This window comes from Pediococcus argentinicus (assembly GCF_001437605.1).
In the GTDB taxonomy this organism is placed as follows: Bacteria; Bacillota; Bacilli; order Lactobacillales; family Lactobacillaceae; genus Pediococcus; species Pediococcus argentinicus.
Genome location: NZ_JQCQ01000067.1, coordinates 1 through 1,551 on the forward strand (window position 1 = coordinate 1; position 1,551 = coordinate 1,551).

General features: G+C 36.0%; 1 protein-coding gene. It reads left to right on the forward strand.

The genetic code is table 11. The annotated features are described in order from the left end of the window. Positions 1–88: 88 nt before the first annotated feature. Positions 89–1,486: an ISNCY family transposase gene (locus IV88_RS08900; protein WP_057800538.1), complete on the forward strand. Its 1,398-nt coding sequence runs from the start codon at positions 89–91 to the stop codon at positions 1,484–1,486. Positions 1,487–1,551 lie beyond the last annotated feature (65 nt).

Genomic DNA, 1,551 nt, shown 5'->3' on the forward strand with positions numbered 1-1,551 from the left:
TGTCGAACATAAATGATAATGTCCAAACTAAACATAATTAAAAATGTCCGCCAATCAGGTAGAATAATTCTATTTGGAGGCGGAGTTAGTGAGGAAAATTATTTTGACACCCAGTGAACATAATAAATACGATGTAATTAAAGCAGTAGTCAATAACAGGAAGTCTATTAGAAGGGCCTCTGTAGAGCTAGGACTGTGTGAACGGTCCATCAGAAGACTTCGTCTTCAATACCTAAGCCAAGGCAAGTTGGCCTTCCAGCACGGAAATCACCGCTTGCATACCCAGTTGAAGTTTAATAAAGATGTCAAAAACAAAATAGTGAATCTATACCTGACTAAGTACAACGGATTCAATATTAAACATTTTTCTGAGTTTCTAAATAACGAAGAACAACTGAACATTTCATATTCTTCCGTTTTAAAAATACTAACGGCTCGACATGTTGTTTCACCTAAAACACAAAGAAAAACCAAAAGAAGAATCAGAAAAGAGTTGGAAACTAAACAATATCAGAGGTTACTGTCAAAACGAGAAGAAGCCACATATCAAGCTGTACAAGACGTAGAAGCAGTAAAAGCCCATCCTTCACGTCCAAGAAAGAAATATTTTGGAGAATTGGTTCAAATGGATGCGTCTCAGGAAATATGGTTTGGAGCCCATAAATCTTTTCTACATTTGGCTATTGATGATCGAACTGGACAAATAATTGGAGCCTACTTTGATGAACAAGAAACCTTAAAAGGATACTATCAGGTCCTTTCACAAATATTGGAATCCTATGGCACACCTGTAGAGATCCTAACGGATCGTCGTACTATATTCGATTACAAAAGAAAAGCGCATCCGAACACCACTTCGGATACGCTCACAAACTTTGGTTACGCTTGTAGTACCTTAGGCACTAAACTTTCTACAACAAGCATTCCACAAGCCAAAGGCCGTGTGGAAAGAGTCTTTGAAACTCTCCAAAGCCGTTTAATTAATGAAATGTTTTTAAAAAACATTCAAAATATTGAAGACGCAAATACATTCTTGATTAATAACTTTATCCCTAAATTTAATCAACAATTTGGTCTTCCAATTAAAAGTACCATGGATGTCTTTTCAGGACAAATGAAATCAAAAGATATTGAAATGGCTCTAATTACCATGGAAGAACGAACTGTAGATCGCGGTCACTGTATTAGCTTTGAAAACAAGACGTGGTCTTTAAACAACCAAGATCACCAGGTGATGTTACCTCATAAAACGAAGGTGGAAGTTGTAAAAACCTTCTTGAATAACTATTACGTAACATTTGACGATCGAATTTTAAGAATGATGGAAGTTTTACCTGTAGAACCTGTATCTAAAGAAATTGATTATCAACCAAGTAAGCCCAGGATAGTTAAGCAAATACCTAAGCTTACACACCCATGGCGAAGAGACAATCGTAAACGCTTTGAACACAATCATCAATTAGCTTTTGCGATTATGAATGGATAAAAAAGTGCACCAAAAGGTGCACTCATGTTTTAATCATTTTCGGACATTTTCAAAAACGTTTGACA